General features: G+C 65.8%; 16 protein-coding genes and 3 tRNA genes. 7 read left to right on the plus strand and 12 right to left on the minus strand.

Annotated elements, in window-relative coordinates:
* Positions 1–51: 51 nt before the first annotated feature.
* Positions 52–1,467 carry an amidase gene (locus R6258_RS15790; RefSeq protein ID WP_318452688.1) on the minus strand — a complete coding sequence of 472 codons (1,416 nt, stop codon included), beginning with the start codon at positions 1,465–1,467 and terminating at the stop codon, positions 52–54.
* Positions 1,468–2,335: 868 nt separating this feature from the next.
* On the opposite strand from R6258_RS15790, the gene R6258_RS15795 reads away from it, so the two are divergent.
* A complete protein-coding gene (locus R6258_RS15795; protein WP_318452689.1) occupies positions 2,336–2,848 on the plus strand; it encodes a hypothetical protein in 513 nt (170 codons plus the stop codon).
* A 169-nt stretch (positions 2,849–3,017) separates the two neighbouring features.
* On the opposite strand, the gene R6258_RS15800 is transcribed toward R6258_RS15795, so the two are convergent.
* From R6258_RS15800 to R6258_RS15830, 7 genes are all read right to left on the minus strand, one after another.
* Positions 3,018–3,093, minus strand: a tRNA-Thr gene (locus R6258_RS15800).
* 16 nt (positions 3,094–3,109) lie between these two features.
* Positions 3,110–3,184, minus strand: a tRNA-Gln gene (locus R6258_RS15805).
* 6 nt (positions 3,185–3,190) lie between these two features.
* A tRNA-Phe gene (locus R6258_RS15810) sits at positions 3,191–3,266 on the minus strand.
* Between the two features lie 91 nt (positions 3,267–3,357).
* Positions 3,358–3,630 carry an oxidative damage protection protein gene (locus R6258_RS15815; protein WP_318452690.1) on the minus strand — a complete coding sequence of 91 codons (273 nt, stop codon included), beginning with the start codon at positions 3,628–3,630 and terminating at the stop codon, positions 3,358–3,360.
* Positions 3,627–4,727, minus strand: a complete 1,101-nt coding sequence (gene mutY / locus R6258_RS15820) for an A/G-specific adenine glycosylase (protein WP_318452691.1) — start codon at positions 4,725–4,727, stop codon at positions 3,627–3,629. Before mutY ends, R6258_RS15815 begins: the two co-directional genes overlap by 4 nt.
* A gap of 64 nt (positions 4,728–4,791) precedes the next feature.
* Entirely contained in the window at positions 4,792–7,113 is a 2,322-nt protein-coding gene (locus tag R6258_RS15825) for an AsmA family protein (RefSeq protein WP_318452692.1), read from the minus strand.
* A complete protein-coding gene (locus tag R6258_RS15830) occupies positions 7,110–7,556 on the minus strand; it encodes an acetyl-CoA sensor PanZ family protein (RefSeq protein ID WP_318452693.1) in 447 nt (148 codons plus the stop codon). Before R6258_RS15830 ends, R6258_RS15825 begins: the two co-directional genes overlap by 4 nt.
* Before the next feature lie 188 nt (positions 7,557–7,744).
* Between R6258_RS15830 and hisB the strand changes: the two genes are divergently transcribed.
* The 5 genes from hisB to R6258_RS15855 all read left to right on the plus strand — a co-directional run bounded on the left by hisB (position 7,745) and on the right by R6258_RS15855 (position 11,184).
* Positions 7,745–8,338, plus strand: coding sequence for an imidazoleglycerol-phosphate dehydratase HisB (gene hisB / locus R6258_RS15835; protein WP_318452694.1), 594 nt, complete (start codon positions 7,745–7,747; stop codon positions 8,336–8,338).
* Positions 8,339–8,360: 22 nt separating this feature from the next.
* On the plus strand, positions 8,361–9,002 hold the full coding sequence (gene hisH, locus R6258_RS15840; RefSeq protein WP_318452695.1) for an imidazole glycerol phosphate synthase subunit HisH: 642 nt from the start codon (positions 8,361–8,363) through the stop codon (positions 9,000–9,002).
* A gap of 122 nt (positions 9,003–9,124) precedes the next feature.
* Entirely contained in the window at positions 9,125–9,883 is a 759-nt protein-coding gene (gene hisA / locus R6258_RS15845) for a 1-(5-phosphoribosyl)-5-[(5-phosphoribosylamino)methylideneamino]imidazole-4-carboxamide isomerase (protein ID WP_318452696.1), read from the plus strand.
* Between the two features lie 3 nt (positions 9,884–9,886).
* Complete coding sequence (gene hisF / locus R6258_RS15850) at positions 9,887–10,660, plus strand: imidazole glycerol phosphate synthase subunit HisF (protein WP_318452697.1); 774 nt, start codon at positions 9,887–9,889, stop codon at positions 10,658–10,660.
* A gap of 8 nt (positions 10,661–10,668) precedes the next feature.
* Entirely contained in the window at positions 10,669–11,184 is a 516-nt protein-coding gene (locus tag R6258_RS15855) for a hypothetical protein (protein ID WP_318452698.1), read from the plus strand.
* Between the two features lie 32 nt (positions 11,185–11,216).
* Here R6258_RS15855 and R6258_RS15860 read toward each other — a convergent pair whose 3' ends face one another.
* Together R6258_RS15860 and R6258_RS15865 are read right to left on the minus strand one after the other, a co-directional pair.
* Entirely contained in the window at positions 11,217–11,816 is a 600-nt protein-coding gene (locus R6258_RS15860) for a YjaG family protein (RefSeq protein ID WP_318452699.1), read from the minus strand.
* Between the two features lie 97 nt (positions 11,817–11,913).
* On the minus strand, positions 11,914–12,210 hold the full coding sequence (locus tag R6258_RS15865) for an MGMT family protein (protein WP_318452700.1): 297 nt from the start codon (positions 12,208–12,210) through the stop codon (positions 11,914–11,916).
* Between the two features lie 67 nt (positions 12,211–12,277).
* Here R6258_RS15865 and R6258_RS15870 point away from each other — a divergent pair, with 67 nt between their 5' ends.
* Positions 12,278–12,970 carry a type 1 glutamine amidotransferase gene (locus tag R6258_RS15870; RefSeq protein ID WP_318452701.1) on the plus strand — a complete coding sequence of 231 codons (693 nt, stop codon included), beginning with the start codon at positions 12,278–12,280 and terminating at the stop codon, positions 12,968–12,970.
* Here the strand turns inward: R6258_RS15870 and mnmH are convergent.
* On the minus strand, positions 12,967–14,046 hold the full coding sequence (mnmH, locus tag R6258_RS15875; RefSeq protein ID WP_318452702.1) for a tRNA 2-selenouridine(34) synthase MnmH: 1,080 nt from the start codon (positions 14,044–14,046) through the stop codon (positions 12,967–12,969). The genes R6258_RS15870 and mnmH overlap by 4 nt on opposite strands.
* Positions 14,043–15,080, minus strand: a complete 1,038-nt coding sequence (gene selD / locus R6258_RS15880; protein ID WP_318452703.1) for a selenide, water dikinase SelD — start codon at positions 15,078–15,080, stop codon at positions 14,043–14,045. Before selD ends, mnmH begins: the two co-directional genes overlap by 4 nt.
* Between the last annotated feature and the right edge of the window lie 86 nt (positions 15,081–15,166).

Raw genomic sequence — 15,166 nt, forward strand, 5'->3', positions numbered from 1 at the left:
ACGGCGGCACCCGCGTCCCGACAGCGGGTGCGCCAGCCACCGGGGAAGGGCCTAACTATACTGAGCCGGATCGGGCACCGTAGGAAAGCGCGCCGGATACGCCTCGAGAAAGGCGTGACAGGCACGCAGTACGCGAATGTCGTCATACTTGCCGCCGGCCAGTTGGAAACCGACTGGCAAGCCCGCGTCGGTGAACCCGCACGGTACCGAGGCCGCCGGCTGCTGGCTCAAGTTGAACGGGTAGGAAAACGGCGCCCACTCTTCCCAATCCCTCATGTCACTGCCCGGCGGCACTTCCTGATTGATCTCGAAAGGTTCAATGGGCAGCGTCGGGGTCATCAGCAGATGGTAGCTCTGGTTGAAATGCTCGAGCCGTTCGGCAAGCCGCGCACGATCGGCCTGGGCACGGAACAACTCGAGGGCACTCCACTTCTCCGCATGGCGAGCGTTGGCTACCAGGCCCGGATCGAGCAACTGGCGCTGACGCTCGTCGCACTGGGACCAGACCTCCAGCGATGCGGTGAACCAGTGCTTTCGATAGGTATCGATGGGCGAGGAGAAACCGGGGTGGATCTCCTCGATCTCGGCGCCCAGGGACTCGAGCTTCTGCGCCGCCTCACGGACACGGGCCGCGATCTGGGGATCGACTTCGGCATAACCGAGATCGGGCGAGTAGGCGATCCGCAGGCCGCGCAGGTCACAGTCCAGGTCCACGGCCCAGTCCTCGGGCTGCCCGCGAACCGCATAAGGATCGCGGTAATCGTAGCGGCCGATCACGTTGAGCATGCTCGCGGCATCGCGGACCGTGCGCGTCAACGGGCCGATGTGTGACAGCGTCGGCTCCTTGGCCGGCGGCCACTGCGGCGTCCAACCGAAGGTCGGCTTGAAACCGAACACCCCGCAGAACCCCGCCGGTATGCGAATCGAGCCACCGGAGTCGCCCCCCTGGTGCAACACCCCCATGTTGAGTGCCGCTGCCACCGCTGCGCCGCCTGACGAACCGCCGGAGGTCAGCCGCGTATCCCAAGGGTTGGCGGTGGCGCCGAAAACACGGTTGTCGGTCACCCCTTTCCAGCCGAACTCCGGCGTATTGGTCTTGCCCAGCAGCACGGCACCCGCCTCGCGCAGCATGCGTGCAGGCGGCGCGTCGTTCTCGCAAGGCGCCTCGGAGCTGGTCAGCGAGCCCTCGCGGGCCGGCATCCCGGCCACCTCGGTCAGATCCTTAAGCGAGACCGGCACCCCATCGATGGGACTCAGCGGCTTGCCCTGCCCCCAGCGACGAGCGGATGCGCGGGCCGCCTTCTCGGCACCCTCCCGATCGACGTAGACATAGGCATTGACGGCGTCATTGAAGCGCTCGATACGCTCCAGGGCGGCGCGGGTCGCTTCGAGCGGCGAGGCCTGACCGGATTCGTAGAGTTCGGCAAGCTTGGCGGCATCCAACGTGCCCAGATCCGTGTCACTCACAGTTTCCTCCCTGAATTTCATGGACCGGTTTCTCGATGTGCAGACTCAGGCTAGGCCGATTCGTTCCAATTGTGCAAAACAGGATACCATTGGCTGGGCAAGTCGTTACGCGCGCAAAAAAGCCGCCCCAGAGAGGCGGCTTTTGAAAATCCGATGCGCTGATCAGTGCAGACGCAGAACGCCCTGCATAAGCCGACGGCGTGCAAACCACTACCACGGGAGTGTCCGCGATAGCGCTTAGGTGGGGAACCGTTTCAACTGGCGCGAGGCGAGTCGCCCCGAAGCGTTGCAGGAGGAGTCGGCGGAAATCGAAGGGGCCGTCCCTGGCCGGCGGCGGTCCATCGCAGATGACTGTACCCCGAAGTCACTCCAGCGCTTGTAAGAGATTGCCGATTGGCGGTGTAAGAGATTACCGTCTACGCTCGGGCCGAGCGCCCAAACGCAAAGAGCCCGGCCACCGGGGCCGGGCTTAGAGCGCTGCTTTTCCTTGCTACCACCACAGGCTTCCTGCCCGTGCATCCTTGGTTTGAGCCATCCGTGTGCTCGTCTTCCTTGCTACTGAGCGTGTCCTTGCTCACGGAACTCAGTTTGGCAGTCATCCCCTGCGGAGCATTTAACCCAAGTTAGATTTACTTGTAAGAGATTACTGACAAAAAGCGTACGAGTTTGACGATACATGAGCGCTACGCCGGATAATGAGCGGCTCGGCGCCCGGACCGGACGGCCCAGACATAGCATTGGTATAGCCATTAGCCCCTGATAAGAAGAGGCTAATCCTGGCGCTAATTATAATGAACGAGCTGTAGCGGGGTATGGCATCCTAGCGCCCTGCCAAAAGGCAGATAATATCTATACGCAAGGGAACATAATGAATACCAAGCTGTTTTTAGGTGCCGTAATTAGCACCTTGGCGCTTTCCGGTTGCGCGACGATCGTCGGGGACCGCGACGAAACGGTAACTCTCAATAGCTCTCCCAGCGATGCGAATATCGTCATCGTCGATGAGCGTGGAAAAGAGATCCTTAACGGGATGACGCCGACGACAACCCAGCTCAAGAAAGCCGATGGCTCTTACTTTGGAGGCAAGACGTATACCGTCGAGATTTCCAAAGCGGGTTATGACTCGCGCACGCTGACCATCAATTCGACGCCGAATGGCTGGTACATCGCTGGCAACATCGTCTTTGGCGGTCTTATCGGTTGGCTGGTCGTGGATCCAATGACAGGCGCCATGTACAACCTGTCTCCGAGCGAGATCAACGCATCCCTCAACGAGAGCGTGGCCAAGGCGGAAGATGGCGGCAAGGTGCTGAACATAGTCCTGCTAGAAGACCTGCCGAGCCACTTGCAGAACGAACTGGTGCTGATCGGCAAAGCATAAGCCGCCTACGTACTTATAGCCCCAACGCAAACGCCCCGGCCATTGGCCGGGGCGTTTGCGTTGGGATGGCCAAAGGGCAGCCAGCCTTACGTGGTATTCCATGCAAAAAAGCCGCCCTGTTGAGGCGGCTTTCTAAAATCTGTAAACGCTTGATACTGCTACGTTTAAATGGTGCTGGCACCAGGAGTCGAACCCGGGACCTACTGATTACAAGTCAGTTGCTCTACCAACTGAGCTATGCCAGCCCCAAGAGCGTTGGCGTGGCTGGGGTAGCAGGACTCGAACCTGCGAATGCCGATACCAAAAACCGGTGCCTTACCACTTGGCTATACCCCAGCAAATTGGTGGCCAGAGACGGAATCGAACCGCCGACACGAGGATTTTCAATCCACTGCTCTACCGACTGAGCTATCTGGCCGTTGCCAACGGGGACGTATTAAACCGTAAACCCCGAGGACGGTCAACCCTGCCTTTTCAAAAAGATGCTGACCAATTCATCGGCCCTGCGCTTACTGAGCGGGCGGTACGTAGCCTTCGGCCTGGTCGCTTTCGCGGTTGTCCAGGAAGCGTTCCATCTGGTCCATCAGGTATTCGCGGGTCTGCGGATCGAGCATGTTGAGATGCTTCTCGTTGATCAGACGCGTCTGGCGAGCCTGCCACTCCTCCCAGGCCTTCTTCGACACGGTGCGCTGGATTTCCTGGCCCTTCTCGCCCGGCAGCGGCGGGAAAGGCAGGGACTCGAGCTCTTGCTGGTATTTACGACAGAACACGGTCTGCGTCATCGCGAGCGCTCCTCGGCTTGCGTCGTTGAATGGGCGAGCGTATCCAGCAGCGTCTTGACCGGAGCGGCCAAGCCGATACTCGCCGGCTCCCGGGGGTTATACCAGAGTCGACCCGGCTCGGTCACGGCAGCGACGCTGCGCGCCAGCCGTACCGGCTGCGGCACGATATGCAAGCGAAAGTGGCTGAAGGTGTGACTGATCGTCGGCCAGGCCCGCTCGCGCTGCGCCTCCGGTGCGTGAGTCGCCAGCCAGTCATCCAGCGCCGCATCGTCGTCGAACTGCGGAAAGCCCCACAGGCCACCCCATAGCCCGCTCGCGGGACGCTGTTCGAGCATGACGCGGCCGGCGGGGTCGCACAGCAACAGCATTCGGGTATGGCGCTCCGGCAATGCCTTGCGCGGTTTGGGCTCGGGAAAACGATGCTCCTCGCCGCGGGCATGGGCCTGGCAGGCATCGTTGAACGGGCACAGCAGGCAGCTCGGCTTGCTGCGGGTGCATAGCGTCGCCCCCAGATCCATCATCGCCTGGGTGTAGTCGGCGAGCCGCGTAGCGGGCGTGTAATGCTCGGCGAGCCGCCACAGCTCACGGCTCACCACGGTCCTGCCGGACCAGCCCTCGACGGCGTGCAGGCGCGCCAGTACGCGCTTGACGTTACCGTCGAGAATCACCGCACGACGCCCGCTGGTGATCGCGATGATCGCCCCGGCGGTGGAACGACCGATGCCGGGCAACTCGGCCATGGCATCGACGCTATGCACCGGGAATTCGCCGCCATGCGTCTCGACGACGATCCGTGCGGCGCGATGCAGGTTGCGCGCGCGGGCATAGTAGCCGAGCCCGGTCCACAGGTGCAGGACCTCGTCGGGTTCGGCATGCGCCAGGTCCTCGACACGCGGAAAACGCGCCATGAAGCGCTGATAATAGGGGATCACGGTTGCGACCTGGGTCTGCTGCAACATGATCTCGGAGACCCAGACCCGATAAGGCGTCTTGTCCTGCTGCCAGGGCAGGCTGGTCCGACCGTGACGATCGAACCAGTCGAACAGGCGCGCCTGGAAGGCCTGCGGTGTCAGTTCGATGAATGGCGGTTGCGTCATGATGGGAAGCACACATAAAAAAGCGCCGACTCGTGAGTCGGCGCAGGACTGGCTTGCTATAACTTCACTTCAACAGACCACGGATGGCATCGCGAAGTTCCTTGGATGAGTCATCGCCACCGAGTCTTTCCTCGATTTTCTCGCTGATCTTCTCGGCGGCCTTGTGCTTGAGCTCATCCTTGGCCAGCTCGGCCAGCGAGCGCTGGAAAGCCTGACGGTCGAAACCGCACCACTGCTGGGGATCGCCGGAAAGCTGGCCCTCGCAGTGCACCGGTAGAGGGACGCGCTCGAGCCTTGGGTTGACGTTGCAGGCGACGTCGGCGGTATCCACGAAGCGCGCCCGGGCGTCGTAGTCGAAACGCTGGCTGGCCAGCTTGACGCGGCCATTGCCGGTCAGCTCGATGCCGGGAATGGTGATCAGCAGATCGTCATTGTTGAGCACGCCGTCGATTACCCTGACGCTGCCCTTGATCTGGTCGAAGCGCGTGTCGGGGCTCCATTCCCGGGAAGTGCTTTCGCCCTCCAGCGCCGCCACCGCCGTGCACAGCTCCTGCGAGACGTTGACGTTGAACACCGCCCCGTCGTCGATGTGGAAGTCGGCGCGGCCGTTGAGATTGCGCAGTAGCGTGTCGGCGCTGTTGGTGCGCGACGTGAAGTCACCGACCATCGTGAGCCGTCCACGCAGCGGCGATGGCTTGCCGGTATAGTCCTCGACCAGCGGCACCACCTGGACGCCGTCGAGGCGTTCGCGGAAGGCCCAGCGAATCGGCGCCTCGCGCACGTCGAGAGTGCCCTCGAGATGCGCGGTGCCGTCGTACAGTCGCGCATCGAAACGCTCGAGCGCCAGCTGTCCGCCACTGCCACGAGTCACCAGCACCGGATCGACCAGCATCAGGCCCTTGGCGATCAGAGTGTCGAACGCCAGCCGGCCGTCGAGGTCGAGCCCGCGCAGCGTGGCGGCGGGGACCAGTTCGGCGTTCTCGGTGGGCGTCTCGGCGGCGGCCGTGGCCTTGTCGACACCGATCGTCTCGAGCAACGCCGTGGCTTCGTCGCCGGCCGGCGCTTCGTCGGGCGGCGGCAGGTAGGCATCCAGATTGAGCTGATTGCCCTGCAGGTCGAAGTTCAGCGAATCGCCGTCGAGCCCCAGGCCGAGATGACCGGTCAACGTCGTGTCGTCGACCAGCAGCGTCAGCTTGGAGAGCGTCACCCGGGAGGCATCGCCCTCGATCGGGCTGGTCAGCGAGACCTCCTCGAGCGCCGCGTCGTCGGCGGTGTTCAAGGTCACGCCCAGACGTTCGAGCCAGGGCCGCAGCGACAACGGCGCCAGATCGACCTTGCCGGTGTAGGTCGGCGCGCTGAGCAGCGCATTGACCGTCAGATTGCCGGTCAGGTTGAGTCCGTCGTCACCGGTCAGCTTGATGTCGTGCAACTGGGCGGTCGCGTCGTTGGTGTTGGCCTCGGCGGCGAAGACCAGCGTCAGCGGCAACGGCGACTCGCCCAGCGCCGGGTGGTCGAACTTGCCCTCGAGGCGGCCGCCTTCGAGACGGTAGCGACCATTGCGGACCTCGGCGAGTAGCCGCTTGGCATCGAAGTCCAGCGTCTGCGCGCGCTCCGGCAGGGCGGCGAAGTGGGTCTGCGTATCCAGCGTCAGGCCGGTGAGTTCGTAGCGGCCGTCATTGAGTCCCAGGCGCACCTTGCTCTGCAGGCTGACCTGGCTTTCCAGCGCCGGCGCAGCGCTGTCGACGTTGAAGCTGGCCTTGAGCGGAAAGGCGTTGACCGGGTTGACGTCGCTGCTGGTCAGCGCCAGGTCGCGCACCGTGACGTCCAGGTCGCTGCGCCGGTCGGCATAGTGCACCTCACTGTTCTTGACCTCGACATTGGCGATATCCAGCGCCACGTTGGGCCCGCCGTCCTGCATCGAGGGCCCGGCCGAGGCCGGCGCCAGCGCCGACTCGGCGTCGTCGCCCTGCTGGTCGAGTCGCTCGAGCAGCGTCTCCCAGTTGCCGCGCCCCTGGGCATCGCGCACCAGGTCGAGACGCATGCCATCCAGGGTCAGCCCATCGATGGCGATCTCGCCCGACAGCAACGGCGCGAACGCCAGGCTGACCTCGGCTCGATCGACGGCGGCGAAGGTCTCGTCCTGCGCGGATTGCTGGGGCAGCCAGGCCCGTGCGTCCTCGACGCTGACGCCGATGCGCGGATAGAACGACCAGCTCAGCGGACCTTCCAGCGCCAGTTCCAGGCCGCTCTGCTCCTTGACCGCCTCGACCAGACGCGGCTTGAGGTCGTTGGGGTCGAAGAAGGTGGTGACGTAGATCACCGCAGCGACGACCAACAGTCCGAGCACGCCGACGGCTGCGAGCAGTATTCGCACCAACCTCTTCATTGGCTTCCTCCAGAAGCAGGGGTCATGAGTTCGAAATAGGCTCCGTTCTCTTCGAGTCGGTAGCCCAGCCGTACCAGCAGCAGCTGGCTTTCCAGCGGCAACTGGTCGGCCTCGATGCGCAGCGCCGTGTCGCCGGCCGCCGCGGCGACCAGCGCCATCAGCCGCGAGCCGACGCCGCGGCGCCGCGTCGCCTCGCGGACACAGAAGTGCGACAGCCACCAGGCGCCCGGCTCACGACGCATGCTGACCGCCGCCAGCAAGCGACCATTGAAGCGCGCGCAGCAGAATTCGCCGCCGCTCTCGAGATGCCCGCGCACGAACTCCTCGGCGGGCAGCGGCAACAGCTCCGGCGAGGCATCCTGATAGATGCGCGACAGGTCCGCACCGGCCTGGGCGTCCGCCGTCCAGCGGGCATGGTCGAGTTGTTCCAGGGTGACTGGCATGCATCCTCTCCGTGGCCAGGGACGCCGTCTTATCGCTCCCATCGTTGCGCATTGTAGCGGATGGCCGCCGCGATTCTCTATAATGACAGGCTCGGTTGCCTACGACGTGCCGGGCGCCGCACCCACGGCGCGACCGGCCCGCCACCATCATTGCCCGGCGCGCGAGCGCCCGGAAGGGAGAGCCGCACATGTCCGAGCGAATCGCCACGGTGTCACGCGACACTTCCGAGACCCAGATCACGGCGACGATCAATCTCGACGGCGAGGGGCGCCTCATCGCCGAAACCGGCGTAGGGTTTCTCGATCACATGCTCGACCAGATCGCCCGCCACGGGCTGATCGACATCGAGCTGAACGCCCACGGCGACCTGCATATCGACGATCATCACACCGTCGAGGATATCGGCATCACGCTGGGCCAGGCCTTCGACAAGGCGATCGGCGACAAGCGAGGCATCCGCCGTTATGGTCACGCCTACGTGCCGCTCGACGAGGCCCTCTCGCGGGTCGTGATCGACTTTTCGGGACGCCCCGGGCTGTACATGGACGTCGAGTTCACCCGTGCCGCCATCGGTACGCTAGACACCCAGCTGTTCTGGGAGTTCTTCCAGGGCTTCGTCAATCACGCCCGGGTCACCCTGCATATCGACAACCTCAAGGGCTTCAACGCCCACCACCAGGCCGAGACCATCTTCAAAGCCTTCGGCCGGGCGCTGCGCATGGCCGTGGAGAGGGACCCGCGCATGGCCGGACAGATGCCTTCGACCAAGGGCAGTCTCTGAACATCAATTGCGAGGAGCGAGCATGACGATCGCCGTCATCGACTATGGCATGGGCAACCTGCACTCCGTGGCCAAGGCCCTGGAGCATGTGACCCACGAGCACGTGATGATCACCCGCGATCCGCGCTCGATCCGCGGCGCGACCCGCGTGGTGCTGCCCGGCCAGGGCGCCATCCGCGACTGCATGGGCGAGTTGCAGCGCACCGAGCTCGAGGGTGTGGTCCGCGAGCTGCTCGCCTCGCAGGCCAAGCCGCTGCTGGGTATCTGCGTCGGCCAGCAGATGCTGATGGATCGCAGCGAGGAAAACGGCGGCATCGACTGCCTGGGCTTCCTGCCCGGCCAGGTACGCCGCTTCGGTCAGACGATGCGTGATGCCGACGAGCGCCGCCTCAAGGTCCCGCACATGGGCTGGAACCAGGTCACCCAGCGCCATGACCATCCGCTGTGGACCGGCATCGCCGACGGCGCGCGCTTCTACTTCGTGCACGGCTACTACGTCGACGCCGAGCGCGACGCGGAGGTCTTCGGCACCACCCGCTACGGCGATGCCACCGCTCACGTCGCCACCGGACGCGAGGCGACCTTCGCGGTGCAGTTCCACCCCGAGAAGAGCGCCGACGCCGGCCTGCGGCTGCTGGAGAACTTCGTCAACTGGGCGCCCTAAGCCGCGCCCGGTCAACTGGGCGTACTGGGTCACGCCCTGCTATGGGCGCCCTGAGCCGCGTCGCCCGCGCCGAATCAATCATGCTAAAGCGCCGCTGAGGCGGTCGCTCACGAGGACACGACATGCTGGTCATTCCCGCCATCGATCTCAAGGACGGCCACTGCGTCCGCCTCAAGCAGGGGCGCATGGACGACGCCACCACCTACGGCGACGATCCCGTGGCGATGGCCGCCCGCTGGGTCGACGCCGGTGCGCGCCGCCTGCACCTGGTCGATCTCAATGGCGCCTTCGAGGGCAAGCCGGTCAATGGCGAAGCGGTCACCGCGATCGCCCGCGCCTACCCCGAGCTGCCGATCCAGATCGGCGGCGGCATCCGCAGCGCGGCGACCATCGAGCATTATCTCGAGGCCGGCGTCGGCTACGTGATCATCGGGACCCAGGCGGTCAAGCAGCCCGAATTCGTCGGCGAGATGTGCCGGCTGTTTCCGGGCCGGGTAATCGTCGGCCTCGATGCCCGCGACGGCTTTGTCGCCACCGACGGCTGGGCCGAGGTCTCGACGCTCAAGGCCACCGACCTGGCCAAGCGCTTTCTAGATGCCGGTGTGTCATCGATCGTCTACACCGACATCGCCCGCGACGGCATGATGCAGGGCGTCAACCTCGAGGCCACCATCGAGCTGGCGCGCGACGGCGGGCTGCCGGTGATCGCCTCGGGCGGGGTCACCAACCTCGACGACATCCGCGCGCTGGCCGGGGTCGCCGACCAGGGGATTCTCGGCGCGATCACCGGCCGTGCGATCTACGAGGGCAGCCTCGACGTCGCCGAGGCCCAGCGGCTATGTGACGAACTCAGCGCCAATGCCACCAGCGGGAGGAACTGACACATGGGTCTGGCCAAGCGCATCATTCCCTGCCTCGACGTCGACGCCGGCCGGGTGGTCAAGGGCGTCAACTTCGTGGGTATCCGCGACGCCGGCGACCCGGTGGAGATCGCCAAGCGCTACAACCAGCAGGGCGCCGACGAGATCACCTTCCTCGACATCACCGCCAGTCACCAGGATCGCGACACCACCGTGGAAATGGTCGAACGCATCGCCGGCGAGGTGTTCATCCCGCTGACCGTGGGTGGCGGCATCCGCCGCTGCGAGGACATCCGCACCATGCTCAACGCCGGCGCCGACAAGGTCTCGATCAATACCGCCGCGGTGAGCGACCCTGATTTCGTGCGCGAAGCCGCCGAGCGCTTCGGCAGCCAGTGCATCGTGGTGGCGATCGACGCCAAGCGTGTCAGTGCCGCGGGCGAGACGCCGCGCTGGGAGATCTTCACCCACGGCGGACGCAAGCCCACCGGACTGGACGCCGTCGACTGGGCACGCAAGATGGTCGACTACGGGGCCGGCGAACTGCTGTTGACCAGCATGGACCGCGACGGCACCAAGTCAGGCTTCGACCTGGAAGTGACCCGCGCGATCGCCGACGCCGTGGCGGTGCCGGTGATCGCCTCGGGCGGGGTCGGCAATCTCGACCACCTGGTCGAGGGCGTGACCAAGGGTGGCGCCGACGCGGTGCTTGCGGCGAGCATCTTCCACTTCGGCGAATACACCATCCCCGATGCCAAGCGCTATATGGCCGAGCGTGGCATCGAGATGCGCCTTTGAGGGGGCCGATGATGCGCGTGTTGGAACAGGCCCGCTTTAAGCGCCTGGGGGGCGTAGCCTTGGGAATGCTGCTGGTGGGGCTCGGCCCATCAGCCAGCGCTGATGGCCTTTTCAGCTATGATCACGGGCTGGTCCAGACCAGCCTGTGGACACACCACTATAGCTCCGACGCGAAGTACAACGACCACCAGAACCTGATCGGTGTCGAATTGCACAGCACCGATCGCTGGCTGGCCGGGGCCGCCTGGTTGAAAAACTCCTTCGAGCAGCCCACCTGGTACTTCTACGCCGGACGCGAATTCACGCTATGGCGACCGCGTCACGACGTGGACGTGCGGGCCAAGCTGACCGCCGGCGGTATACGCGGCTACGACGGCGACAAGCAGGACAATATCGCCTTCAACCACTACGGCATTGCCCCCGCGATACTGCCTGCCGTAGGCGCGCGCTGGGGACGGTTCGAAAGCGACGTCATCCTCTTCGGCACGGCCGGCATGATGCTCACCGCCGGCACCCGATTCTAGGCCAAGGCCCGCAACACGCCCCGGCGCGGCCGTCACCCCAGGCTCAGGCCCAGATTGCTGATGCCGTCGTTGCGTCCCAGCCGACGCAGCGCCTTGAGCGCGTCGCGGCCGAGCTCACCCTCGGCGGCCTCGAGCACGGCATCCTGGAAGTCGCGCTCATCGGCCATCAGCGGATGGCTGCGCAGCCGCGCCCTGGCCTGATCGGGATCGTCATCTTCCGCCCCCTCACTCATCTCGACATACGCCTGCACGCCGCTCATCGAGACCTGGCTGACCTCCAGCGGCGCCTCGGGCAACTCGCCCTGCAGCGCGTCGAGTAGCGTCGACAACGCGACGACCGCCTCCACCGCACGCCGCGCGCCGAAGCTGTCGTCATCGCCGGGCGGCTCGAGTTCGGCGAGCTTCTCGGCCTGGCGGGCGAAGTCGATGCGCGCATCGCGCACCGTCAGCGTCTCCCAGGCCAAGTCGAGGATCACCCGCAGCGCGGCGCTGTCGCCCTGCCCGGTCATCTGCGCATAGAGCCCGTAATTGGGCATCAGCCGCTCGCACAGCGCGGCCATGAACGCCCACTGCTGGCGGCGACCCAGTTGCCGTAGCCGAGCCTTGAAACCGCCTGGAGATGTCTGTTGCATAATCGTCTGCCCTATCTCTTACTGACAAAGCTTCACTAAGTAGGTTGTTACTCGAAAGGCTCCGATTGGGAAGGCGGCCCGAAGCGCGGGCCAGGCTTCATGGCCAGAGCAGTTCGGCGTTGACCCGTCCCTTGGCATCGAAGGCGACACCCTCGGCGCGCAGTTTCTCGCGCTGAGTGACCGCCCCGCCATGGTCGGCGACCTGCCGCGAGGCGTTGATGACCCGATGCCAGGGCAGTCCATGGCCGGCGGGCAGATGGCGCATCGCGCTGCCGACCATGCGGGCGGTGGCGCCATCGGTCATCTTCGCCACGCGGCCATAGGTGGTCACCCGCCCCGCGGGGATCTGCGCGACGATGGTGTAGATCTGCTCGAGCCGCTCACTGCGCGTCATACGCCTCTCCCTGTCGGCCGCTACGGCACTTGCCGCTGCCGACACGCTTATTCACCATGGACCCATCATGCATATCTACTTTCTCCAGCACGCTGCCCACTACGGCCCTGCCCGGTTCGCCGACTGGCTGGATGGCATGGGCCATAGCCACAATACCAGCCATCTCTATGCGGGCGAGATGCCGCCGCGCCTAGAGGATTGCGATGCACTGATCGTGCTCGACGGTCCGCAGGCGCACGACGCCAGCGACGAGCATCCCTGGCTGAAGCGCGAAAACAAGCTGTTGATGCGCGCGCTGAAGAGCGCCAAGCCGCTGCTCGGCGTCGGCCTCGGCGCGCAACTGATCGCCACCCAGTTGGGTGCCATCGTCTCGCGCGGTACCTATGCCGAAACCGGCTGGCATGCGATCACCCTGGCGGCGCAGAGCCCCTTCGACCTGCCCGAGACGTTCGAGGCCTTCCACTGGCATCGCGACATCTTCGGCCTGCCGGATGACGCGCTGCCGCTGGGCGCCAGCGCGGCAAGCCCGGTCCAGGGCTTTGCCTGGGATGCCGGCCGCGTGGTCGGCCTGCAGTGCCATCTGGAGGCGACCCGCGCCAGTGTCGCCGCGCTGCTCGCCGAGCCGCCCGCCTCGCTCGGAGGCAGTGGCCCCTACATGCAGGATGACGCGACGATGCTCGAAGATCCACGGCGCTTCGATCGCCTCGCGGCCCTGCTCGACCGGGTGATGATGCGCTGGGTCGCCAGCACCAGCCGCTAGGCGGCTCGCCAATCGCGGGCGAATGCCAGGCAGCTGTCCCAGTCACCGACGTGCAGGAAGGTCTGCTGGTGCTTGTCGAGCTGGTGACGGTACAGCGGGTCGTAATACTCGGTGAGCAGCGGCGCCAGCCACGCTTCATGCGCCAGGGAGTTGCCGCGCGCATGCTCGGCGAAGGCCAGCGCCTGCAGCCGCTGCAGCCGCTTCAGCCGCGCGCCGCCCAGGCGCTTCCTGAGCCGCGCCAGGGCGCTGCTGAGTTGCTTGCGCATCAGCGTCCAGCCCAGCCATTCACCGTACTGGCCGGCATAGATCGCCCACAGGTCCTCGATGTAGTCCTTGTGAATGCGCGCCAGCCGCCAATCCAGCGGCATCTCCACGCGAATGCGCGGCGCGCGCTCCATGCCCCGCCAGAAGCTCAGCGGAATGTTGACACTGCCGATATGCCGCGACTCGTCCTCGACGACATAGGGCGCCGCGACCGAGAGCAGCTCGCGGCCGAGGGCGTGTTCGAAGTCGATCTGCGCCGGCGCCGGCAACGGGTGGCGACCGAACGCCGAGCCCTTGTGGCGCGCGCAGGCTTCGAGATCCGGCCCGCCGGCACGCTGGACGAGCTCGGTCTTGGCGCAACCGGTCAGCCCCCCGACGATCAGCATGGGGCGCTCGCCGGCGGCGTCGATGTGCCGGCACAGGGCCTGGCGCATGGCCTTCCAGCCACCCTGGATGCGCGGGCGCTCGATGCCGGCTTCGGCGAGCCACTGCTGGGCAATCTGCGAGCGCAGTCCGCCGCGAAAGCAGTAGACCAGCGCGTCGGGGTGCGCCGCGAGATACGCCCGCCAGGCCTCGACACGCCGACGCTTCAGGGACCCGCCCACCAGCCGCTGGCCGAGTTCGATCGCCGCGCCCTGGCCGGCCTCCTTGTAGCGTATGCCGACGCGGTGGCGCTCCTCGTCGTCCATCAGCGGCAGGTTGACCGCACCCGGCAGCGCGCCCTGGGCGAACTCCACCGGCGCGCGCACGTCGATCAGCGCGCGCCCCGCGCGCAGCCACTCGAGGTCGGGCTCGAGCGCGGTCAGGCTCATCGCCGGACCTCGATCAGCGCCTCGCCGCCGGCCTTCGTGCACTCGCCGAACGACTCGAGACTCAGCCCGAACTTGCGACCGACACGCTCGACATCATCGGCGTAGGCGGGATGCACCGCCAGCAGCAGGCCGCCGGAAGTCTGCGGGTCGCACAGCCACTGCCAGTGGGCGGCGTCCATCTCGGGCAGGCGCTTGCCCAGCGCCTGATGGTTGCGCCCGGTGCCGCCGGGCACCGCGCCCTGGCGGCGATAGGCCTCGGCCTCGGCGAGTCGCGGCAGGCGCCGGAAGTCGATGCGTGCGGCCACCCCGCTGGCTTCGCACATCTCGCTCAGGTGCCCGGCCAGGCCGAAACCGGTGACGTCGGTCATCGCATGTACGCCGGAAATGCGCGCCATCTCGACGCCGATGTCGTTGGGCTTGAGCATGGTTTCGCGTGCCAGCCCCTGGTGACCCTCCTTGAGCAAACCGCGCTTCTCGGCGGTGGTCAGCAGACCGACGCCGAGCGGCTTGGTGAGATACAAAAGATCGCCGGGCTCGGCCCCCTTGTTGAGCTTGAGCGTGTCGAGATCGACCAGGCCGTTGACCGCCAGGCCGAAGATCGGCTCGGGGGCGTCGATCGAGTGACCGCCGGCCAGCGCCAGCCCCAGCTCGCGGCACACCGCCTGGGCGCCGGCGACCACGTCGCCGGCGATGTCGGCGTCCAGCTTGTCGAGCGGCCAGCCGAGGATGCCCAGCGCCATCACCGGCTTGCCGCCCATGGCGTAGACGTCGCTGATGGCGTTGATCGCGGCGATGCGCCCGAAATCGAAGGGATCGTCGACGATCGGCGTGAAGAAATCGGTGGTGGCGATCATCCCGCGGCCATCGCCGAGATCGTAGACCGCCGCGTCCTCGCGGCCCTGGTTGCCGACGATCAGCCGGGTGTTGCTGGCCCCCGGCCCGGCCTTGGCGAGAATGCCGTCAAGAACGTCGGGGGCGATCTTGCAGCCACAGCCGGCACCATGACTGTACTGGGTCAGGCGAATGGCGCTCATGGGTCATCTCCTTGCATGCATGAATGTTCCGGTTGTAGCGGGCTTACGATTTGAAGCGTAGTCGTGAAGGCGCACCGCGAGTCCGT

The organism is Halomonas sp. HP20-15 (assembly GCF_033446685.1).
Classification (GTDB): Bacteria; Pseudomonadota; Gammaproteobacteria; order Pseudomonadales; family Halomonadaceae; genus Modicisalibacter.

Bases quoted from the DNA above. Each gene is read 5' to 3' on its own strand.
- R6258_RS15795 (WP_318452689.1), top strand. From the start codon at position 2,336: ATGAATACCAAGCTGTTTTTAGGTGCCGTAATTAGCACCTTGGCGCTT.
- R6258_RS15815 (WP_318452690.1), bottom strand. From the start codon at position 3,630: ATGACGCAGACCGTGTTCTGTCGTAAATACCAGCAAGAGCTCGAGTCC.
- mutY (WP_318452691.1), bottom strand. From the start codon at position 4,727: ATGACGCAACCGCCATTCATCGAACTGACACCGCAGGCCTTCCAGGCG.
- R6258_RS15825 (WP_318452692.1), bottom strand. From the start codon at position 7,113: ATGAAGAGGTTGGTGCGAATACTGCTCGCAGCCGTCGGCGTGCTCGGA.
- R6258_RS15830 (WP_318452693.1), bottom strand. From the start codon at position 7,556: ATGCCAGTCACCCTGGAACAACTCGACCATGCCCGCTGGACGGCGGAC.
- hisB (WP_318452694.1), top strand. From the start codon at position 7,745: ATGTCCGAGCGAATCGCCACGGTGTCACGCGACACTTCCGAGACCCAG.
- hisH (WP_318452695.1), top strand. From the start codon at position 8,361: ATGACGATCGCCGTCATCGACTATGGCATGGGCAACCTGCACTCCGTG.
- hisA (WP_318452696.1), top strand. From the start codon at position 9,125: ATGCTGGTCATTCCCGCCATCGATCTCAAGGACGGCCACTGCGTCCGC.
- hisF (WP_318452697.1), top strand. From the start codon at position 9,887: ATGGGTCTGGCCAAGCGCATCATTCCCTGCCTCGACGTCGACGCCGGC.
- R6258_RS15855 (WP_318452698.1), top strand. From the start codon at position 10,669: ATGATGCGCGTGTTGGAACAGGCCCGCTTTAAGCGCCTGGGGGGCGTA.
- R6258_RS15860 (WP_318452699.1), bottom strand. From the start codon at position 11,816: ATGCAACAGACATCTCCAGGCGGTTTCAAGGCTCGGCTACGGCAACTG.
- R6258_RS15865 (WP_318452700.1), bottom strand. From the start codon at position 12,210: ATGACGCGCAGTGAGCGGCTCGAGCAGATCTACACCATCGTCGCGCAG.
- R6258_RS15870 (WP_318452701.1), top strand. From the start codon at position 12,278: ATGCATATCTACTTTCTCCAGCACGCTGCCCACTACGGCCCTGCCCGG.
- mnmH (WP_318452702.1), bottom strand. From the start codon at position 14,046: ATGAGCCTGACCGCGCTCGAGCCCGACCTCGAGTGGCTGCGCGCGGGG.
- selD (WP_318452703.1), bottom strand. From the start codon at position 15,080: ATGAGCGCCATTCGCCTGACCCAGTACAGTCATGGTGCCGGCTGTGGC.